The organism is Mycolicibacterium llatzerense (genome assembly GCF_025331195.1).
Classification (GTDB): Bacteria; Actinomycetota; Actinomycetes; order Mycobacteriales; family Mycobacteriaceae; genus Mycobacterium; species Mycobacterium llatzerense.
Genome location: NZ_LXOV01000015.1, coordinates 111169 through 129213, shown reverse-complemented (window position 1 = coordinate 129213; position 18045 = coordinate 111169). Strand labels below are relative to the sequence as shown.

Here is an 18045-nt window from a genome sequence, read left to right as displayed (position 1 = left end):
TTCTGGCAGTGGTTATTCGCTTTGTCAAGGCAGTGGCCAGTCGCAAGATCTTGCTGGCGCTGGTTGGCCTGGCACTGACCGCGGTGGTGGCCTTCGCCTACATCGCGATCGATGGCCTGCGGTTCAACCCGTTGCACCGGACCATCGCGGTGCGGATCTTGCTGCCCGAATCCGGTGGGCTGCTGACCAATCAAGACGTCACGCTGCGTGGCATCCCGATCGGCCGGGTATCAGCGGTCAATCTCACCAACAACGGTGTCGAGGCGGTCGCGTCCATTGACGCGTCTGCCCGCATCCCGAAAGACTCGCCGGTGCGGGTGTCGGGTCTGTCCGCGGCGGGTGAGCAGTACCTGGACTTCCGTCCCGACAGTGGCAATGGACCGTATTTGGCTGACGGTGCGGTTATTTCGGGCAAGCAAGCCAGCATTCCGGTGACGCTGCCGCACATCATCGACCACAGCCGCGGCGCGCTGGCGCAGTTGGACGCAGACAAGCTCGGCAAGATGTTCAACGAGCTGCATGTGACCAAGGACGGCCCGCGCAAGCTCGCCGCGATCCTCGACGGCGCCAGCTTGCTCGCGAACACCGTCGACTCAGTGCTGCCGGAGACCACGAGCATGATCCGCAGCACCCGGGTGGTGTTCGGCACTGTCGCCGCCGTCCGCCCGGGCTTGCAGGCGACGACCAAGAGCCTGGAGGCGGTGCTGGGTGGCGTGAACAAGATGGACGGCGGCTTCCGCACGTTGGTGGAGCGGGGTGAGCCGCAGTTGGCCACGCTGGACAACCTCATCGCTGACAACCGCCAGAATGTGGTGCAGATCCTCGGGAACCTGACCACGGTGTCGCAGATCATCTATCAGCGCATTCCTGCGCTGGAGTACATCTGGCGGCCGGACCGCGATCCGTTCATCGACCGGTTCTCCGCCATGGTCCACGACGGCGGGATTTGGGCGCTGGGTGACATCTATCCGAAGTACCGGTGCGACTACGACCTGCCGCGTCACTCCCCATCGGATGCGAGTTTCCCAGAGCCGTACAAGTACACCTACTGTGAGGACAAGGATCCATCGCTGTTGGTTCGTGGCGCCCGTAATGCGCCGCGGCCACCGGGTGACGACACTGCCGGCCCGCCGCCGGGATACGACCCCCACGCGGTGACCGACAAGACCCCGCACTACCCGGGCTACACCATTGACACCCCATACGGAGGTCCAGTCATGCCGGTGCCTCTGCCGAACTGATGGGCCACGAGATACGCGAGAAGTGATGAGTAAACGAACTGCCAGTGCGGACGTCTTCGAGCAGGTGCAGGACACGGAGACCGAAGCCGCCGAGGCGACCGATTTGTCGGTCGAGCCTGATGCCGAGGCTGCCGAGGTGCCGGAGGCGGATGCGGCCGCCGAGGCCACGGAATCGGCCGCAGCGACATCGAAGCGGCGGGTCGGTCTGGCCGCGCTGGTGTGCGCGTTGCTGTTCACGGTGTTGGTTGCGGCGCTGGGATTTCTGGGTTGGCGGCAGTACGAGCAGTACCGGCTCACCGAAGCGAGTGAGGCCGGGTTGCAGGCGGCCAAGGACTATGCCGTGGTGCTGACGACGTTGGACGCCAAGAACATTGACGAGAACTACCGCAAATCGCTCGACGGTGCCACCGGCGAGTTCAAGGATGCGTACAGCCAGGGCGCCAATCAGTTGCGGCAGGTGCTGATCGACAACAAGGCATCGGGGACGGGCATCGTCGTCGCTGCGGCGGTGAAGTCGGCGACACCCGACAAGGTCGAGGTGCTGCTGTTCGTCGACCAATCGATCACCAACGCGAACAACCCGAGCCCGCGTATCGACCGCAACCGCATCGACATGACCATGGAGCGCAACGGCGACCGGTGGCTGGCCAGCAAGGTTGAAATCCTGTGACTACCAAGGAAGCTGACGTGCCCGAAGACGTCGAACGCGTGGATTCCGAAGAGGCGCAACCCGAGCCCACCGGACCCAAGACCTACACCATTCGTCGCTCGATCTGTTGGGCTGTCGTGGCCGTGGTGATCGCACTGACCGCGGCGGCCGGCACCACGGGGTGGCTGGTTTTCGCCCAGCACCAGCGCGACGCCGAAGCTGCGGGGGCGCTGGATGCGGCACGCAGCTATGCCGTTCTCCTGACCACTACCGATCAGAACACGATCGACAAGAACTTCGCCGATGTTCTCGGCGGTGCCACGGGCAAGTTCAAAGACACTTATAGCAAGGCCGCCGCGACCATGCGAAAGATGTTGATCGACAACAAGGTCAGCACAACGGGTGTCGTTGACGACGCGGCAGTCAAGGCCGTCCGCGGTGGAGATGTCGACGTGCTCCTGACCGTGAAGCAGGACGTCACCAGCGCCGCGGTGAAAGACAAGAAGACCGACTACGTCAGCGTGTCCATGACGATGCGAAAGGTGGGGGATCGATGGCTCGCAGCCGACGTGATGCTCGCTGGAGCGGGCGGTAAGCGTGGCAACTAGGGTCCGGGCGGCCCTCGCCGCCTTAGGTGCAACAGTCGTCGCTACGACGTGTTTTACAGGTCTGCCGGCTGCCCACGCAGCGGTCGACGGCTTCTGCGCCCAACTGGGCGCCGTGTGGGACGGCGGCGCCTGCACCGCGGTGGTCAAGTCCCAGCGCGAAGCGGAAATGCTGCTGTCACTGCGGGTTCCGGTCGAGTTGATCGACAACCCGACTGCCGGGCCGGTGCTGCGTGATTACTACACGCGGCTGTTCAACGGCTGGCGCAACACCGGCAACACCACGCCGCGCGACAGCAGCGCCCGCGCCGACTACGAGATCATTCCCGGACCCGGGGGAGTTCAGTCGGTGGTGGTCCACGAGATTTTCGAGCCGTTCGGTGTCCAGGCCAACAACGCCTACCGGTCGTTCGTCTTCAACATGAATACCGGACAGCGGCTGTATCTTCCGGACCTGTTCCGGCCGGGAGTCAATGCCAATCAAGCGGTTTCAGCGGCCGCGGCGCCGATCCTGCCGCCGATCCTCGACGTGGTACCGCCGCCGCATACGCCGGGCACCTACCCCTTCACGGTGCCCGAATTCCAGCCGGACAGAGCCGGCCCCGGCTACTCAGGCAACTATCGCGCGTTCGCGCTCACCGGCGATTCATTGCGGCTCTACATGCCCGATCAACCCATGATGCGCGAAGAGCCCACTCCTCCGGGCCAACGCGTCTGGTCCATGGACGGCGGCACCGTCGTGGCCAACATTCCGCTGGCCGCATTGGCCGGTCAGCTGAAGCCGCAGTACGGCGGCTGAGGTCAGGTCTCAGACCGGTCGCCGGCCTCCGCCGTGGCGGGCGGGCAGGTCTCAAAGACGAACAGCTGACCACCGATTCGAATGGTGTCGCCGTCGTGGAGTTCAGCCGTGGCGCGGATCCGTTCGCCGTTGACATGGACTCCGTTGGCGGACCCGAGGTCGGTGATGATGTGAGTGGTGTCGGCGTTGTTGATGACGGCATGGTGCCGGCTCACCTTGTCGTCGGGCACGACGAGGTCATTGTCGGGATGCCGTCCGATGCGGGTGGCCGACCCCTTGAGTTGATGAACGTGATCACGCACGTCGCGTAGGACAGCGGTGACACGGCTTATCAGGGTGGTCGCGTCGGGTTCGAAGGCGATGATCGTCTGGGCGGCGGCCTGCGCATTTCGTTGTACGTCGAGCGGTTCCTGTCGCAGGATTTGTTCATACAAGGTGCGCAGCGCCGGCGCGGGGTCGATGCCGAGGTCCTCGGACAACGCGGTCTTGAGCCGGTGATAGGTGTCCAGCGCATCGGATTGGCGGTCGGTGAGGTAGTAGGCCGTGACCAGCTGAGCCCACAGCGGTTCGCGGTAGGGATGCTCGCCGACCAGGGTTTCGAGCTCCCGAACGATGGTATGAGCGCGGCCGCAGGCGATTTCGGCTTGGGCGCGTGCGGTGTGCGCCAGGATCTTGTCCTCGGCCAACTCACTGCGCAACATATCGGTGAACGCAAAGTCGCGGAGGTCGTCGAGGACGGGGCCACGCCATTGACGCAGTGCGGCGGTGAGGTGAGTGCTGGCCGATTCGAAGTGTCCGGCGGCCACGGCGTTGATCCCGGCTTGTTGCTCAGCGGCGAACCGCGCCAGATCACTTTGTTCGGTGGTGATTTCGAGTCGGTAGCCATTGGGTGCGGTGGACACGACGGCGTGCGCGTCGACGCCGGCCTGGGTGATGATGCGGCGCAGATTCGACACGTACGCACTCACCGAGATCCGTGCGGCAGCCGGCGGTTCGTCTGCCCAAATGGCTGTGATCAGATCAGCGGCGCTGACCGCGCGGTTGGCGTTCGCGATCAACATGGCGAGCACCGCGCGCTGTTTTGGCGTGCCAACCTGAATCGGTGTGGACCCGACGCTCACCTGCAGTGGACCCAGCACACCGAACTGGATTTCGTGTCGCACGGATAAAGCGTTCCATACCCAGCTGACTCAGGCCGGGCGAATCAGGCACACAACCGCGGCACCGTACGGAGCCCGCTGACGCCATCGGATCAGAACGATTCGAAACATCGCATGGAAGTGCCTGGACCGCTGACTTCCTGCAGGTCGGAACGGGTCCCGTCGGTGGCGCTGCCGCAGCGTGGACGATGTCGCGACGTCTGGGACACACCCGATTTGGCCGATCGTGAGTGTTACGTTGCGGGCCGTTACGCAGGCCTGCAAGGGAAGATGGATGGTATCGGCACCCGCACGCGGTTCTGGCGCGCTCCGCTCGAGCAGCGCGCCCACAGTAGTTCGTCCGCGCGACGCGGTCACTGCCGAACGCCACCGACGCGATCGCCGTGAGGTGGCCCGCGCCACGCTGCTGGCGGCATTGCCCGTCCTGAGCCTGATCGCCGTGGTGGTCGGTTGGGAGGCCGCGGTGCGGCGTTCAACGACACGATCCGCTTTCGCCACGTCGTCATACCCGCGGTCACCTTCGGCCCCGGCGACGACGGTTGGGCGGTCTATGACGAGAGTATCGGCATCGACACCATGGTCACTGCGGTGCAGGTGCTCGAAGCTGCTGTGCGGGAGTACTTTTCGGTCACCGACCTCGATTAGTGCGACGCCAGGTGTTCGTGGACGCAGGCAATGAACGCCTGGCACGCCGCCGAACGCAGGTGCGGCTGCGGTGCGACGAGATGCACCCGGCGCTGCATCTCGACACCGGTGACGGGACGCAGCGCCAGGCTCGCGTCGGTGTCGGCGCGGGTGCGGGCCACCGATTCGGGCAGCAGTGCCACGCCGAGGTTCTGACGAACGAAGTGGACAACTTCATCGACGCGGGTGACTTCGAAGGCCACGCGTCGCGGTACCTCGGCGAATCCTCGGTCGGTTTCGTGGCGCAGGCCGTATCCGGGCGGAAAGTCGATGAACGGCAATGCCGCGAGCTCGGTGACCGATACCGTTCGGTGTTCGGCCAACGGGTGATCGCAGGGGATGACCGCGATCAACGACTCGGTGAACAGGTGCGTGAAACTCAGCTGATCGGCTGCCCTGGAGACGTTGGAGCCGACGATGGCCGCGTCCAGCTTGCGGTCGCGGGTGGCGGTCAGCAGCACGTCGCTGCCACCACTGCGCAGCGTCACGCTGACATCGGGGTAGCGGGAGTGGAATGTCGCCATCAGCGTTGCGACGTCAAGGCTTTCGGAGGGGACCTCCATCATGCCGACCGTGAGGCGTCCGGTGACGATGCCGCTGAGTGCTTGGGCATCGACTTTGATCTGGTCGAGTCCGGCGACCACCTGGTGCATCAGCGGCAGGAGTGCCTCGCCCGCCGGGGTCAGCGAGACCGACCGCGTCGTGCGTTCGAAGAGTGTCACGCCGAGCTCTTCCTCGAACTTCCGGACCTGCTGGCTGAGCGCCGATTGCACGACGAAGGAACTTTCGGCGGCCTTCGTGAAGCTCTTGGCCTCGGCCAGGGCAACCACATAGTGCAACTGCTGCAGATTCATCATTCTTCACTTTCAGTGATCAATCGCATCATATCTATTCGTTGGACTCCTAGGTGAGTAGCCGAGAGGATGGGTCGATGTCGCGTGCGATTCCGCTTCGTCCCCAAGGTCCATTGGCTAGCAATGACTGCTCGGTGGCAGCAGTGCGGGACGCCATCACCGCCGAATTCGACGAGCTGCCTTTCCTCGGCGACCTGCAGTGCTCACACGCCACGGTGGTCGCCGGCGCACTGGAAGAAATCGTCTTCACCTACACCGTCGGGCGGTCGGGTATCGCCGACAGCGGCTGGCTCAAACTGTGCTTCCGCTATTACTCCGACTGGGACCTGCAGACCACCGATCCTGCCGCGCGCGACTACGCGAGCGCAGAGCTGGTCAGCCGGTCACTGGTAGGACGTGCGTCCGAGGCAGGCGCCGCCACGGTGCAGCAGTTGGCCGTTCGCTACGACGTCAAGGGCGGTGAGCGGCCGTTCCAGAAGTCGCTGCTGATCCACGCCGTCGACGGCTACCTGCGTCCCGGTGATGTGATCGAGATCCGGCTGGGGGACCGGCGATTCGGAGGTCCCGGTACCCGCACGCAGACCTTCGTCGAGGACGAGTTCGAGGTCCATCTGTTCGTCGATCCGTTGGGGACCTCGCGAATGGCCCGCGCCGGCGTCAATCGGCTCGCCGTGGTGCCCGGTGCACCGGAGCGCGTGGTCGTCCACGGCCCGCGCGTCGTGCGCAGCGACAGCGAGGCGGTGACCCTGCGCGCACACTTGCAGGACCGCTGGGGAAATACCTGCGCGGGTATCGCCACCGAACTGTGGGCCCAGGTTGACGGCACCACCGTGGCCCGGGCGAGCACGCCGCACACCGGTTGGGCGAGCGCGTCTCTCGCGATGCCCGCGCGCGCTGCGCACATCCGGGTCCTCGCTGACACCGAGGCGGATGTATCGCCAGGGGAGACCAGGCTCGACGTTGTCGACGATCTGCCCGGACCCCGTGGCTTCTTCTGCGACCTGCACGTGCATTCCAACGACACCGTCGGCACCCAGGACACCGACTGGAACCTGCGCTATGCCCGCGATATCGGGGCACTCGACGTTGTGGGCTACACCGCCAACGATTTTCAGATCACTGACGATGCCTGGATCGACGTGGTCGCCGCCTGCCGGGCCATCTCGAACGAGGGCAGTCTCGTCTGCTTCCCGGGCGTCGAATGGTGCGGCACCGCAGGTGTCGGCGGCGATCACAACGTCGTCTTTCTCGGCGAGGACACCACGCTCGCGCGTTCGCTGGAGTGGCACCAGGGGATGGCGAGCACCGTGCCGACGCCCCAAACCTGGCCCATCACAGAGCTTTACGCCGCGTACGAAAAGGACCCGGATTCCTATCTGCTGATTCCGCACGTGGGTGGCCGGCGCGCGATCCTGGACTGGCACCACCCCGAGCTGGAACGGCTGATCGAGGTGCACTCGACCTGGGGCAGCAGCCCGTGGTTCCTGGAAGATGCACTGGCCCGCGGACTTCGCCTGGGTGCCAGTGCGGCCAGTGACGAACACCGTGGCCGACCCGGCGGCGGCGCACCAGGAGCGAACATCTTCGGCGGATTCGGCGGTCTCACTGGGGTTCTTGCGCCGGCGCTGACCAACGCGGAGGTGGGCCGCGGTTTGCGTGCGCGCCGGACCTGGGCCACCACCGGAGCGCGCGCGGTGGCGCTGTTGCGCAGCGGGGATGCCTGGATGGGCGACGAGATCGACACGGAAGCAGACGAATTGAGCGTCAACTACGCGCTCTATGGAACTGCGGGCTGGGACGAGATCGCAATCTATGACAGCGACGGGCGAGTCTGGCAGCGCGATCTGCATGCCGAGACCGGGTTGTCGAACGAGCTCGTTCGGATCCGGTGGGGTGGAGCGCGTCACCGCGATCGCTACCGGTGGGCGACCTGGTCGGGTCAGCTGCGGGTCGCAGGAACCGAAGTGTCGAACGTAACACCATGGGCAGCAACACATCCTGAGCAATCGTTCGAGTTTTCCGGTGACACGGTGAACTGGCGGACCACGACGTACGGCTCGGATATCGGCATCGTCGTCCGGTTGGCCGATCTCGCTACGGCTCGCTTCCACCTCCAGGCCTCGGCGCATGAGGATGACCTCGACGTCGACCGCGAATTCTCGGGCGCTGAGCTGATCCGCGATGGTCATGTTGAAACCGCCGTGGGAGGCCTCAACTTACGGGTACGTGCTGAACGCGTGGCTGAGTTCTCAGCGCTCCCCACCACGGTGACCGGCGACCTCGTCCTCGATCTGCCGCAGGGCACCAGCGCGACGTACGTGCGCGCCACGCAGTCGGACGGCCATCAGGTTTGGACCAGTCCGCTGTTCGTCACTCGTTCGAGCGGCCAGCCGCGATGTCCGGCGACGGCCTGACATTGCACCCCACCCTGCTCGTCCGAAACCAAGGAAAACTGTGTTCTCTCATCGATATCTCACCAAGCTGATTGCGCTGGGTGCTGCGGTAGGCGCCATCGCGGCGGTGACCGGATGCTCGCCATCGACCCAGTCGGCGTCGTCTGCGCCCGTGCCCCTGCGACTGGGCTACCTGACTCGCATCACGCACGCGCCGGCGCTCGTCGGCATCAATGACGGATTGTTCGCCCGGGAACTCGGGCCCGGAATCACCTTCACCGCGCAACCGTTCAGCGCCGGGACCGAGGAGATCACGGCGTTGTTGTCCGGCCATCTCGACGCGGCCTATGTGGGGCCCAATCCCGCCTTCAACGCCTGGCAGAAATCGAAGGGCCAAGCCATCAAGCTCATTTCGGGAGCCGCGAGTGGAGGTACCTCGATGGTCGTACAACCGGGCATCACCTCAGCCCAGGATCTCAGGGGCAAGACGGTCGCCGACCCGGCGCTCGGCGGCACCCAGGACGTCAGTCTCCGAGACTGGCTTGCGAAGAACGGATTGCAGACCAACACGCAAGGCGGGGGTGATGTATCGGTCAAGCCGACCAACCCCGAATCGGCCATCGTCCAGCAGTTCGTCAGCAAGCAGATCGCCGGCGCGCTGGATTCCGCGCCGTTCGATATTCAGATGATCAAGGCCGGCGGCGTGCGGCTGTGGTCGGACCCGAACACCATCACCGTGCTCGTCGTGCGCCAGGACTTTCTCGCGGCACATCCAGACGCCGTGGCGGGGCTGTTGCGCGGCCAGGTCCAGGCCAACGACAAGATTGCCGCGGATTCCGCATCAGCGGCCCAGTCCGCCAACGCCGCGCTTGCGAAAGTCCTTGGCAAGGGCCTGGATCCGGGCGTCTTGACGGAGTCGTTCAAGGAGACGACGTTCTCCAACGATCCCGGGATCGCGTCGTTGCGTGACCAGGTGAGCAAGGCCGTCGCAATCGGTCTGTTGCAGCCGCTCGACATCAATGGTCTGTTCGATCCGGCTCCGCTCAACGCGGTGCTCTCCGCGGCGGGCAAGCCGGCGGTAGCGGCGTGACCCGCTGCGCGCAGCCCGGTGAGTTCCTCGTGACAGTTCCTCCGCCGCCTCCGGCACCGCGGCTGGCGTTGGAACTTGCCGAGGTGACCAAGCGCTACGGAAAGGGCCGCACGGCGGTAGCGGCCTTGGACACCATCAGTCTGACCGTCGCCGAGGGCGAATTCGTCTGTCTGGTGGGTAGTTCCGGTTGCGGCAAGAGCACGCTGCTGTCGATCATCGCCGGTCTGGATGCACCCTCGAGCGGAACGGTCGAGAACTATGGCCGCCGGGTCGCGTTGATGTTCCAGGAGCCGGCGTTGTTCCCGTGGCTGACTGCCGCAGCCAACGTCGATCTGGCCCTGAAGGCACGCGCGGTACCGCGGGGTGTGCGTCGTGAACGCGTGGCACGACTGCTGGCCACAGTCGGATTGAGTGATTTCGCGGACAAGCGTCCACATCAGTTGTCCGGCGGGATGCGGCAGCGGGTTGCCCTGGCCCGCGCGCTCGCTCAGGACGCCGACGTGCTGCTGATGGACGAGCCCTTCGGTGCGCTGGATGCGCTGACCCGTGACCTGCTGCACGAGGAACTTGAGCGGATCGTCGAATCACGCGGATTGACCGTCGTTTTCGTGACTCACAACGTGCGGGAGGCCGTTCGCCTGGCGGACCGGGTGATTCTGCTGGGTTCCCGTCCAGGTCGCATCGTCGAAGAATTTCCCGTCCCGGTACCCCGCCCTCGTCAGATCAATACCGCGGACGTCGCGGAGTTGGCCGCGCACATCACCGCCCGGCTGCATGAGGAAGGAAACGGTCGTCGTGGTCAGTAGCACAGTGACCACGACGCCTCGGTCATCACGCCGCAACTCGGTTCGGTTGCGGCCGTTGGTGGCATCGGTGTGGGCGAAAGCGCTGGCGCTGCTGGTCGTGTTGGGTGCGTGGCAGCTCGTCTATCTGAGCGGTTGGAAGTCTTCGGTGGTCTTGCCCAGCCCCGCGACAGTCGGTGTCACGCTGTGGCGGCAGCTGCACGACGCTGCGCTGTGGGAGGCAGTTTCGACGACGATGGGGCGGGCGCTCGTCGGCTTTGGGCTGTCCCTGCTCCTCGGCGCTGTCATCGGCGGCATCCTGTCCCGAAACAAACTGCTGCGCAATACCTTCGGTCCGCTCATCACCGGTCTGCAGACCATGCCGGCCATCGCGTGGTTTCCCTTCGCGATCATCTTCTTCGGTCTGAACACGTCGGCAATCCTGTTCGTGATCGTCATCGGCGCCGCTCCGTCGGTGGCGCTCGGCGTGATCTCGGGCGCCGATCTCATTCCGCCGCTCCAGTTGCGTGCGGCAAAAACCATGGGACTGAGGAACTTCGCGCTGTACCGCCACGTCATCCTGCCGGCGTCGCTGCCGACATTCATCAGTGGATTGCGACAAGGTTGGGCGTTCGCGTGGCGCAGCCTCATGGCGGGTGAGCTCGTGGTGATGGTCGCTGGAACCGCATCGATCGGGGTTCTGCTGGAGAACGCACAGAACATGAGTGACATGCCGCTGGCGATCTCGGTCATGATTGTCGTTCTGTTGATCGGCATCGTCGTCGACTCGATCTTCGGCGTGGCGGACAGCCAGATCCGACGCTATTGGGGCCTGGTCGACGGTGACCGCGAATGACCGGCGGAGTACACCCGTTCCGCCTCTGGGCCTTTGGCGACGCTCATGTGGGTACTGATCGTAGATTCGGCAGAGACAGTCTGGCCGAGGCGATTTCGCAGTCCGAGTTCGGTGGGCCTGACGGTGGCGCGGCGTTTGACTGGGACATCGCCGTCGACGTCGGCGACATGTCCGGTGCCCACCACCATCTACCGGACGACGAGGAAGGGCGTGAGCTCCGACGGCAGTTCGGGAGTTTGCGTCGCCACCGCCGCGAGGACGTCTACAGCGTGTGCGGGAACCACGACCGCAGTGGCTTGGACGAACCCGAGGCATGGTGGTGGCAGAAGTGGATCGACCCGCTGGGGCAGCACACGGAGTTTTCCGGTGTCGATGCCGCACTTCGACGCTATCCGGTAGCCGGGACCTGGCAGCACTACTCGTTTCGGGTGGGGAATCTGTTGTTCCTCATGCTGAGCGACCGTAACGAGCCGACGCAGGCCGTCGGTCGTGGCACATTGGGTGGCAATCCAGGGGGTGTGGTCAGCGGCGAAACGTTCCGCTGGTGGAAGCACATGGTGCTGACCAATCCTGACGCGATCATCGTGACGGTGCACCACTACGTGCTCAAGGACACCACGGTGGCGTCGGGGGAGTGGGAGGGCGTCCGTCGCGATGCTGACGGCCAACTGGCGGAGCATTACCACCGGCCGTTCCAGCAGGGCACGCCGCAAGCGGCGTCGTATCTGTACTGGGTGGACAGTCAGCCTGATTCCGGTGCGTTCGAACAGTTCTTGGCCGAGCATCCGGGCCGGGTGCAACTGTGGATCGCCGGTCACACCCATACCCACCCCGACGACAATTTCGGCGGCAAGAGTCATATCGAACAGCGTTGGGGGACATGGTTTCTCAACGTCGCGTCACTGAGTCGGCATCACATGCCGATCACGACGCTGCCGCTGAGCAGACTGCTGACATTCACTCCCGGCAGTTCAGCAGTGCGCGTGCAGTGCTATCTGCACTCTGATCAGTACGCGCCGCAGGGCTGGTATGACAAGGCGGAGAAGACCATTGGGCTCAGGATGCCGTTTCGCTGGACGCCCGCTTCGGTGTAGCGACAGCTACAGCGATTTGCCGACCAGTGCGGTCAGGTCGGCGATGCGGTTGGAGTAGCCCCATTCGTTGTCGTACCACGAGACGACCTTGGCTTGGTTGTCGATGACCTTGGTCAGTCCGGAGTCGAACAGTGAACTGTGCGGGTCGGTGACGATATCGGACGACACGATCGGGGCGTCGTAGTACTTGAGGATCCCCTTCAACGGGCCCTCGGCAGCAGCCTGCATCGCCGCATTGATCTCCGCGGCCGACGCGGACTTGCCGAGTTCCACGGTCAGGTCGGTGACCGAACCGGTGGGCACCGGCACCCGCAACGCATACCCATCCAACTTGCCCTTGAGCTCGGGCAGCACCAGACCGATGGCCTTGGCCGCCCCGGTCGACGTCGGCACGATGTTGATCGCCGCGGCCCGGGCCCGGCGCAGATCCTTGTGCGGGCCGTCCTGCAGATTCTGATCCTGGGTGTAGGCGTGGATGGTGGTCATCAAGCCCTTGACGATGCCGAACTCGTCATTGAGCACCTTGGCGATCGGCCCCAGGCAATTCGTCGTGCACGAGGCGTTGGAAATGATGTGCTGGCTGCCGTCGTACTTGTCATCGTTGACACCCATCACGATGGTGATGTCCTCACCGGTCGCCGGCGCGGAGATGATCACTTTCTTGGCCCCGGCCTCCAAATGCCCCCGCGCTTTGGCGGCGTCGGTGAAAATCCCGGTCGACTCCACCACGATGTCCACCCCCAACTCGCCCCACGGCAACGCCGCCGGACCCTCCTTGACCGCCAGGGCCTTGATCTTGGCATCACCGATCACCAGGGTGTCGCCATCCGCGCGGACGTCGTAGGGCAGCCGGCCCAGGATCGAATCGAACTTCAACAGATGAGCCAGCGCGTCGGTCGAGGTCAGGTCGTTGACCGCCACGATCTCCAGATCGGTGTTGATGCCCGCCGTTTTTTGCGCGTCCAGAGCGCGGAAGAAGTTACGCCCGATGCGTCCGAAGCCATTGACGCCGATCCGAATAGTCACTGCTGATCTCCTTGGATACCTAGAGCTTGATCGGTTCAGGACGAACCCTACACCGATTAGGATTTTCCGCAACACATCTTTAGTACTTCAAATACCTAACTATCGGGTCCTTACGCTTGCATGGGTGTGTGTCACCTTGCTTCAATGGGGCGCATGGCGCTCAGTGGCACGTTGGTGGCACCCACACCCGGCGATGTGTTCGCCTTGATCCGGGGGCGCGGAGCCATCACCCGCAGTGAGATCGGCCGGATCACGGGCCTGTCCCGCACCGCCGTGACGGCTCGGCTCTCGGCTCTGGAGGCCGACAATCTGGTGATCGAGCCCGAGTACGCAGCGTCGACGGGCGGCCGTCCGGCGACCCAACTCATGTTCAACATCGATGCCGGCATCGTCTTCGCCGCGGCGATCGGGCGCAGCCGCACCCAGTTGGCATTGTGCAATCTCGCCGGCGACATCCTCGCTACCGCCGACATCGATCAAGAGCCCGGCATGCGTCCAGACGATCTGATGCCCGGCCTGGTCAGGCGCATCGAGGCGCTGTTGGACGACTCCGGACGCCGCGGCGACCGCGTCTTCGGGATCGGGCTCAGCCTGCCCGGTACTGTCGATCAACTGCGGGGAGCCAGTCTGGACTCCCCGAACATGAGCGGCTGGGATGGTGTGCCGTTGGCCCCGTACTTCCAGCATCTCACCGACGCTCCGTTGGTCATGGACAACGATGCCAACGTCATCGCCCTGGCGGAACGGCGGTTCGGATTCGCTGACGTGCAAGACATGCTGGTTGTGAAAGCGTCCACCGGACTGGGCGCCGGCATCGTGATGGCCGGTCAGCTCCGGCGCGGGGCCGCGGCGGCTGCCGGGGATTTCGGGCACAGCAAGATCTCGGCGGCAGCAGGTATTCCGTGTCGCTGCGGCGACACGGGTTGTGTGGAGGCGGTCGCCGGCGGCTGGGCGATCGTGCGGGACCTGCAAGCCGACGGGTACGCCGTCAACCATCTGCGCGACGTGGTGGCTCTCGCTCTTAGTGGGGATGCGAAGGCTCGCAGCATGATTCGTGACAGCGGGCGCCACATCGGCGAAGTGCTCGCCGCCGCGGTGAACCTGATCAACCCAGCGGTGCTGGTCGTCGCCGGTGACATGGTCGGTGCCTACGACGTATTCGTCGCTGGTCTACGAGAAACGTTGTACGGCAACGCCAGCACCCTGGCCACCCGGACGCTGCAGGTCGTCCCGTCGGTGTTGCAGGAGCGCGTCGGCATCGTCGGCTGCGCAACCACGGTGCTCGATCACATCTTGAGCCCCAACATGATTGATGCGTCGTTGGACGCGCGGCTTCAGCTGTCGGGTGCCTGACGCGGTTCCGGTGGCGAAGGTCGACGCGGATGCCAACCTACGAGTAACCGAGCAAAATGATGCGTGGATCACAGTGTTCCACGTCACAATTGCGCAGTCTGTTCAACATCTGCGCTGGCTATTGACGCAGGTCAGGCGCTGAGGCAGATTTCGCTGCACCGACTGCTCATTGGTTGGCGCAGTGCATATCTGCGGGACGTGAGCGGTCGGCGGTGTGAGTGGCCACTGGCCGACGGCACCAATCCATCTCGCAATGAATACAAGGAATTTGATGTCCCGTTCACGTCTGACCAACGCCGCCAACGTCCGTCGCATCGCGGCCGCAATCGGAGCCAGTGCCCTGGTGGCCATGGGAGCCGCCACCGTGGCGGTCGCCCAACCAGCGCCGTTGGCGCCGCGTATCGATGGCGGCGCCACCACGACGTCCACGGCCCCGCCGACCGCACCCCTGACCCCTTCGGCCAGCCCCGTGGTCAAGGCGACGTTCTCCGGCAAGGGCTAGACCGACACCGAAAGGCCAGTTATGGCACGCTTTTTCGTGAGTTGCGTGCCGTAATCCCCCGCAAGCGGGAGGTGCCCCCAGGCGCTCGGCGGCAGGAATCAGGCGCGCGGCATGATCATCACCGGCACCGGAGAATGACGCAGAATCTTTGCCGCCGCCGACCCGAGGAAGACCCGCGCCGATTGCCCGGCTGCGCCAGATCCGAGCAGCAGCACATCACCTGATGCCCATCCCGTGTTCTCCACGGCCTGCTGCCAATCGCGCCCGCTGCTGACGATCATGTCCACGTCGGGCACGGCCAGTTGCTCACGAACTTTGTTGAGCTGCTTGGTGACATCGTCGGCGGTGCGCTTCGACCATTGCGCGACCACCATGTCCTCAGCACCCGCCTCGAGTGAGGGCCCACCGAACGCCCACACGGGCCGCACGGTGAACGCCACGATGCGCAGCCGGGCATTCCAGTCCTTCGACAGGTCCGCGGCCGCCCGGATCAACCCGTTGGTGTCGGCCTCACCGCCGTAGGCCGCGGTGAGTCGGCGGATCGGCTCGTGGCTGAAGCCATATCCGCGCGGCGCGATCGCCACCGGCACCTGCGCGGTGTGCACCAGACGTTCGGTGACGCTGCCGAGCGCCACGCGTCCCAATAGCCCCGACGACGACGAGCCGAGCACCACGGCCCTGGCCTGAAACTCCTGCGCCAACTCGAGCAAACCTGTTGGGATGGAACCGGATTCGTGCACCAGTGTCGGGACGTCCGGTCGCCCGGGCAGGCCGTCGACGACGGCCTGCAAGGACTGGGCCGTCTGCGCCTTCACGTGGCGCAGGTACTCGTCTTCGACCGGGTCGTTGCGCGGTGGCCACGAGCGCTCCAGTACCGCCGCCGCGATCACCTTTTCGCCGGTGGTCTTCGCGATCTGCACGGCGAGGTTGATCGGGGCGCTGCCGTGCCGGGATGCGCTGAACCCGGCGATGATCGTCACGCGACGGGCTCCTCGGCGGGCGCCATCGCGATCACGTTGGTCACCGGCACGTGGTAGTCGGCCCGGGCGCGGTCGACGACATCGAAGCGGTGCCAGATCGACTGTTCCGGCGGCTCCGTCGCGATGACGATCTGGTCGGGCTCGAACTCGGCGACGGCGGCTGCCAAAGCGCGCAGCGGGCGGTAGTCGCCGAGTTTGCCGTCGGCTTCCAGATTCGCCGAGTGCAGCGCGGCGAGTGTCTGATCGAGGCGTTGCTGCGCAAGGATTTTGGTGGCTTCCCAGACATCGAGAGGACCGTGGGAGGCGGCGGCGCCGGTCTCGATCGGGCTGACGGGCACGACGACGTGATAGGTGGTGGCGTTGTCGGCGCCGATGGCGCGTAGTTCGTCGAGCAGCTCTTCGGAGCCGACGGTTTCGTTGGCCAGCACCAGGACTCGGTGCGGTCGCTCGGTCGGGGCGATGACCTCCGGAACGGGCCGGCGCGAGACGAACCAGCGGTTGGCGAAGAACAATCCGATCACCACAGCCCAGGACAGGAGGCTCAGCAACAAGGCTCGTCTGTTGTCTCCACCTTGGATGAACATCTGCGCCAGGATCGCGGCCATCGCTATCGCTGAGACGATCGACAGCACAGGGAACAGCCACATCTTGACTTTGAGATGGCCGTCGCCGTTGCGGTACCGCAGCACGATCTGGGATATCGCGATCAGCAGATAGACGAAGAGGATCACCGCACCGCTGGAATCGAGCAGGAACTTGAAGATGAATTCCGGCGAGAATGCCGAGGCGATGACACCCAGGAAACCGATGACCGACGACGTGAGAATCGCGGCGGCCGGAACTCCGCGGCGGGTGACGGAGACGAGCTGGGCAGGTGCCTCGCGACGGGCGGCGAGCACGAACAGCATGCGCGAAGCGGTGTACATGCCGGAGTTCAGGCAGCTCAGGACAGCTGTCAGGACGACCGCGTTCATGATGTGGTCGGCGTAGGGAACGCCCATCGCGGTGAAGGCCGAGACAAACGGCGACGCGGCGAGTTGATTGCCGTTCCACGGCAGGATGGTCACCAGCAGGAACGCCGAGCCGACGAAGAAGACTGCGATGCGCATGATGACCGAGTTGGCGGCCTTGGCGACGGCACGCTCAGGGTCGGTCGATTCGGCAGCGGCGATGGTCGCGATCTCGGCGCCCACCATCGAGAAGATGACAGTCACCACACCGACGGTGACCGCGGCCGAGCCCAGGGGGAAGAATCCGCCGTGGGCCGTCAGATTGGAGAAGTCCATGGACTTGTTCGGCCACAGGCCGAGCACGTAGCACGAGCCCGCACCCAGGAACACGATGATCGCCGCGACCTTGATGCTTGCGAACCAGAACTCGAACTCACCGAACGACGACACCGAGAACAGGTTCGTCGCCGTCATCGCGATCAACAGCAGCAGGGCCGTGAGCCATATCGGCGCCGAAGGCAGCCAGTACTTGACGATCTTGGCTCCGGCGATGGCCTCGAAACCGACCACGATCACCCAGAAGTACCAATACAGCCAGCCGATCGAGAAGCCGGCCCAGTTGCCCAGTGCGTTGCGGGCGTAGTCGGCGAACGAGCCGGTCGACGGGTTGGCCACCGCCATCTCGGCGAGCATCCGCATGATCATGATGATCAGCGCCCCGGCGAGTGCATAGGTGATGAACGTTCCAGGCCCGGTGTTTTTGATGACGACCCCTGAGCCGACGAACAGCCCGGCGCCGATCACCCCGCCGATCGCGATCATCGATAGTTGGCGCTGGCTCAGGCCCTTTTGCAGGGTCGATGTCCCACTCACGTCGTCTCCTTCGCGCTGCCCCGACGGCATTGTCGGAGCGTCTTCAGCCCACGCCCAGCGACGATGTGAGCTGCACCACATTTTGGCGTGTGCGAATACTAAGCCGATCGATGCTGCGTGCGGGGGACTAACGAGGCGCAGCTGGTCGGAACAT

The 18045-nt window shown here is 64.7% G+C and carries 17 protein-coding genes; 12 read left to right on the top strand and 5 right to left on the bottom strand.

What is annotated here, in order from left to right; genetic code table 11:
* Window positions 1-32: 32 nt before the first annotated feature.
* Genes A7G45_RS23775 through A7G45_RS23760 form a run of 4 tightly spaced genes read left to right on the top strand, consistent with a single transcriptional unit; the run spans window position 33 to window position 3294 of the window.
* Window positions 33-1241 carry an MlaD family protein gene (locus A7G45_RS23775; RefSeq protein ID WP_234711399.1) on the top strand — a complete coding sequence of 403 codons (1209 nt, stop codon included), beginning with the start codon at window positions 33-35 and terminating at the stop codon, window positions 1239-1241.
* A 25-nt stretch (window positions 1242-1266) separates the two neighbouring features.
* The gene (locus A7G45_RS23770; RefSeq protein WP_260940658.1) at window positions 1267-1911 is read left to right on the top strand and encodes an Rv1363c family protein; all 645 of its coding nucleotides are present in this window, start codon (window positions 1267-1269) and stop codon (window positions 1909-1911) included.
* Window positions 1908-2498, top strand: a complete 591-nt coding sequence (locus A7G45_RS23765; RefSeq protein ID WP_260940657.1) for an Rv1363c family protein — start codon at window positions 1908-1910, stop codon at window positions 2496-2498. The genes A7G45_RS23770 and A7G45_RS23765 overlap by 4 nt, the downstream gene beginning before the upstream one ends.
* A complete protein-coding gene (locus A7G45_RS23760; RefSeq protein WP_260940655.1) occupies window positions 2488-3294 on the top strand; it encodes a hypothetical protein in 807 nt (268 codons plus the stop codon). The genes A7G45_RS23765 and A7G45_RS23760 overlap by 11 nt, the downstream gene beginning before the upstream one ends.
* Before the next feature lie 2 nt (window positions 3295-3296).
* On the opposite strand, the gene A7G45_RS23755 is transcribed toward A7G45_RS23760, so the two are convergent.
* Entirely contained in the window at window positions 3297-4457 is a 1161-nt protein-coding gene (locus A7G45_RS23755) for a BTAD domain-containing putative transcriptional regulator (RefSeq protein ID WP_260940653.1), read from the bottom strand.
* Window positions 4458-4904: 447 nt separating this feature from the next.
* On the opposite strand from A7G45_RS23755, the gene A7G45_RS23750 reads away from it, so the two are divergent.
* Window positions 4905-5099 (top strand): hypothetical protein, encoded by a 195-nt coding sequence (locus A7G45_RS23750; protein ID WP_260940652.1) that lies wholly within the window; start codon window positions 4905-4907, stop codon window positions 5097-5099.
* On the opposite strand, the gene A7G45_RS23745 is transcribed toward A7G45_RS23750, so the two are convergent.
* On the bottom strand, window positions 5096-5992 hold the full coding sequence (locus A7G45_RS23745) for a LysR family transcriptional regulator (RefSeq protein WP_260940650.1): 897 nt from the start codon (window positions 5990-5992) through the stop codon (window positions 5096-5098). The genes A7G45_RS23750 and A7G45_RS23745 overlap by 4 nt on opposite strands.
* A gap of 77 nt (window positions 5993-6069) precedes the next feature.
* On the opposite strand from A7G45_RS23745, the gene A7G45_RS23740 reads away from it, so the two are divergent.
* The 5 genes from A7G45_RS23740 to A7G45_RS23720 all read left to right on the top strand — a co-directional run bounded on the left by A7G45_RS23740 (window position 6070) and on the right by A7G45_RS23720 (window position 12207).
* Window positions 6070-8406, top strand: a complete 2337-nt coding sequence (locus tag A7G45_RS23740) for a CehA/McbA family metallohydrolase domain-containing protein (RefSeq protein WP_260940648.1) — start codon at window positions 6070-6072, stop codon at window positions 8404-8406.
* A 40-nt stretch (window positions 8407-8446) separates the two neighbouring features.
* Window positions 8447-9475: an ABC transporter substrate-binding protein gene (locus A7G45_RS23735; RefSeq protein WP_043392610.1), complete on the top strand. Its 1029-nt coding sequence runs from the start codon at window positions 8447-8449 to the stop codon at window positions 9473-9475.
* A 68-nt stretch (window positions 9476-9543) separates the two neighbouring features.
* Window positions 9544-10281 carry an ABC transporter ATP-binding protein gene (locus A7G45_RS23730; protein WP_276555600.1) on the top strand — a complete coding sequence of 246 codons (738 nt, stop codon included), beginning with the start codon at window positions 9544-9546 and terminating at the stop codon, window positions 10279-10281.
* Between the two features lie 4 nt (window positions 10282-10285).
* A complete protein-coding gene (locus tag A7G45_RS23725) occupies window positions 10286-11113 on the top strand; it encodes an ABC transporter permease (RefSeq protein WP_051954691.1) in 828 nt (275 codons plus the stop codon).
* Window positions 11110-12207: a metallophosphoesterase gene (locus A7G45_RS23720; RefSeq protein ID WP_260940644.1), complete on the top strand. Its 1098-nt coding sequence runs from the start codon at window positions 11110-11112 to the stop codon at window positions 12205-12207. Before A7G45_RS23725 ends, A7G45_RS23720 begins: the two co-directional genes overlap by 4 nt.
* A gap of 6 nt (window positions 12208-12213) precedes the next feature.
* Here A7G45_RS23720 and gap read toward each other — a convergent pair whose 3' ends face one another.
* The gene (gap, locus tag A7G45_RS23715) at window positions 12214-13233 is read right to left on the bottom strand and encodes a type I glyceraldehyde-3-phosphate dehydrogenase (protein WP_260940643.1); all 1020 of its coding nucleotides are present in this window, start codon (window positions 13231-13233) and stop codon (window positions 12214-12216) included.
* 153 nt (window positions 13234-13386) lie between these two features.
* Between gap and A7G45_RS23710 the strand changes: the two genes are divergently transcribed.
* Window positions 13387-14586: an ROK family transcriptional regulator gene (locus A7G45_RS23710; protein ID WP_260940641.1), complete on the top strand. Its 1200-nt coding sequence runs from the start codon at window positions 13387-13389 to the stop codon at window positions 14584-14586.
* Between the two features lie 271 nt (window positions 14587-14857).
* Complete coding sequence (locus tag A7G45_RS23705) at window positions 14858-15088, top strand: hypothetical protein (protein ID WP_043400216.1); 231 nt, start codon at window positions 14858-14860, stop codon at window positions 15086-15088.
* Window positions 15089-15186: 98 nt separating this feature from the next.
* Here the strand turns inward: A7G45_RS23705 and A7G45_RS23700 are convergent, their stop codons facing one another.
* Both A7G45_RS23700 and A7G45_RS23695 read right to left on the bottom strand, forming a co-directional pair.
* Window positions 15187-16068, bottom strand: coding sequence for a universal stress protein (locus A7G45_RS23700; protein WP_260940640.1), 882 nt, complete (start codon window positions 16066-16068; stop codon window positions 15187-15189).
* Window positions 16065-17891 (bottom strand): amino acid permease, encoded by a 1827-nt coding sequence (locus A7G45_RS23695; protein ID WP_043400270.1) that lies wholly within the window; start codon window positions 17889-17891, stop codon window positions 16065-16067. Before A7G45_RS23695 ends, A7G45_RS23700 begins: the two co-directional genes overlap by 4 nt.
* Between the last annotated feature and the right edge of the window lie 154 nt (window positions 17892-18045).

Excerpts from the sequence above, each read along its gene's own strand:
- A7G45_RS23770 (WP_260940658.1), top strand. The coding sequence starts at position 1,267 with ATGAGTAAACGAACTGCCAGTGCGGACGTCTTCGAGCAGGTGCAGGAC.
- A7G45_RS23745 (WP_260940650.1), bottom strand. The coding sequence starts at position 5,992 with ATGAATCTGCAGCAGTTGCACTATGTGGTTGCCCTGGCCGAGGCCAAG.
- A7G45_RS23740 (WP_260940648.1), top strand. The coding sequence starts at position 6,070 with ATGTCGCGTGCGATTCCGCTTCGTCCCCAAGGTCCATTGGCTAGCAAT.
- A7G45_RS23720 (WP_260940644.1), top strand. The coding sequence starts at position 11,110 with ATGACCGGCGGAGTACACCCGTTCCGCCTCTGGGCCTTTGGCGACGCT.
- A7G45_RS23710 (WP_260940641.1), top strand. The coding sequence starts at position 13,387 with ATGGCGCTCAGTGGCACGTTGGTGGCACCCACACCCGGCGATGTGTTC.
- A7G45_RS23705 (WP_043400216.1), top strand. The coding sequence starts at position 14,858 with ATGTCCCGTTCACGTCTGACCAACGCCGCCAACGTCCGTCGCATCGCG.